Source organism: Kitasatospora sp. NPDC059803, assembly GCF_042732255.1.
Classification (GTDB): Bacteria; Actinomycetota; Actinomycetes; order Streptomycetales; family Streptomycetaceae; genus Kitasatospora.
The window spans coordinates 1-1,969 of record NZ_JBHWIJ010000553.1 but is presented as its reverse complement, the minus strand read 5'-3'; the positions used below and the strand labels follow the sequence as shown (position 1 = coordinate 1,969).

Here is a 1,969-nt window from a genome sequence, read left to right as displayed (position 1 = left end):
CGCCTCCTGGTGGGGGGGGCTTCCCCCACCCCCGCGGGGGTGGGGCGGTGGCGCCGCGCGCCGTTCGCCGGCGGCGCGGGCGGCGAGGCGCTGCACGGCGTGCCGCGCGGGCGGGCGTACGGCGTCGCCTTCGACCGGACGGGCGCGCTCGCGGCGGTGGTCGTCGGTGTCGACGGCGCCTCGCACTGCTACGTCGGACCGCCCGCGGGCCAGGCCCGGCTGATCGGTTCGGCGCCGGGGTACCTGAGCCTGGCCGACCTGTCGCCGGACGGCCGGCTCCTCGCCCTCGGCGGGCGGCCCGACGGGGACGACTCGGTGGTCCTGTGGCCGACGGGCGTTCAGACGGACGCGCAGGCGACCGTTCAGACGGACGCGCAGGCGGACGGTCCGCTGCGGATCGCCGGGAACCGCCGACTGCGGCTCTGGCCGATCGAGTTCAACCCGCTCGCGGTACTCGAACCGGAGCTGCTGCTGGTGGTCGAGGAGGACGAGCAGTACACCGTCTCGACCTGGCAGGCCGGCACGGGACTGCGCAGGTACCCGGGGCTGTCGTTCGACTCGCAGATATCGGCCGGCTGGTACCAGGGGCCGCGCGAGGTGCTGATCCAGCACGAGCGGGCCGGACGGAGCCGACTGCTCCTCGCCGACCTCGACCCGCCGGAGGGGCAGCGGACAACGCAGCAGGGGGCCGCGCGCCGAGGACCGGCCGAACAGGCCCCACCCGTCCGGGAGATCAGCACCCCCGGCGGCACGATCCACGACCTGTCCTGCGCTCCGGACGGCACCTTGCACTGCGTCTGGAGCCGGGAGTCGACACCGCCCCGCCCGCTGGTCCTGCGCCCCGGCACGGAGGCTGCGCACCACCCCGGGCAGGGCCTCGATCCGGACCAGGGCGACACCTCCCGCAGCCGGCGCTGGACGCCTCGGCCGTACGGGCGGATCCACAGCTTCGTCAGCACTCCGGCCGGCCAGGGCCCGTGGCCGACTCTCTTCCTGGTCCACGGCGGCCCCGCCACCCACGACCGGGACTCCTACGACCCGCGGGTGAACGCCCTGGTGGGCCGTGGCTACGCGGTGGTGCGCACCAACTACCGCGGCTCCACCGGCTACGGCGCCCGCTGGCAGCACGAGTACGGCCACCGGGTCGGGCTGGCGCAGATCGAGGACCTGGCCGCCGTCCGCGCGGAGCTGGTCGCCGACGGTACGGCGCTCGCGGAGCGCACCGGCCTGTGCGGATTCTCGTGGGGCGGCTACCTGGCCCTGCTCGCGATGGGCGCGCAGCCGGAGTTGTGGTCGCTCGGCATGGCCGCTCAGCCGATCGCGGACTACCCCGCCGCCTACCGCACCACCACCCCCGCACTGCGCGAGCTCGATCGCCAGCTCTTCGGCGGGACCCCGGACGAGGTTCCCGAGCGCTACCGCGCGGCCGACCCGCGATCGTACGTGCACCAGGTCCGCTCGCCCGTCCTGCTGGTCGCCTCGCGGACCGACGAGCGGTGCCCACCCGACCAGGTCGCCCGGTACGCCGCGGACCTGCGCCGGCTGGCGGTGCCGCACGAGCTGCTCTGGGTGGACGGCGGCCACTACAGCCGCCGGACCGCCGACCACCGATCGGTGCTGGCCACGATGGTCCGGTTCGCCGAGCACGCCTGGCCGGCACCGCTCCCCCTGCCACCCCGGGGCGACCGCCCCGAGGTACCCGCCGAACTGGTGGAAGGAGGTGAACAGCCATGAAGCGACGCAGCATTCAGAACGACCCGATCAGCACCCCGGAGCGTGACCGGGGCGCCGTGGTGGTCCAGGCCTTCGCGCTCGACATCACCAAGGCCGCAGTGGTCGCGCCTGCCCTCAAGGGGCAGCCGAAGCCGAAGGCCGAGACCAAGGGCAAGTGATTCACCGTCGCGGGGGGGGGGGCGCGGGGGCCCCGCGGGGCACCCCCCCCCACCCCCGGGGACGCCACAAAAGGTGC

General features: G+C 75.3%; 2 protein-coding genes. Both read left to right on the top strand.

What is annotated here, in order from left to right; translation table 11 throughout:
• The coding region (locus ACFV6I_RS39415) for an alpha/beta hydrolase family protein (RefSeq protein ID WP_380431092.1) at positions 1–1,734 on the top strand (1,734 nt) is incomplete at its 5' end.
• Positions 1,731–1,892 carry a hypothetical protein gene (locus ACFV6I_RS39410; protein ID WP_159398304.1) on the top strand — a complete coding sequence of 54 codons (162 nt, stop codon included), beginning with the start codon at positions 1,731–1,733 and terminating at the stop codon, positions 1,890–1,892. The genes ACFV6I_RS39415 and ACFV6I_RS39410, both read left to right, overlap by 4 nt.
• The last annotated feature ends 77 nt before the right edge of the window (positions 1,893–1,969 follow it).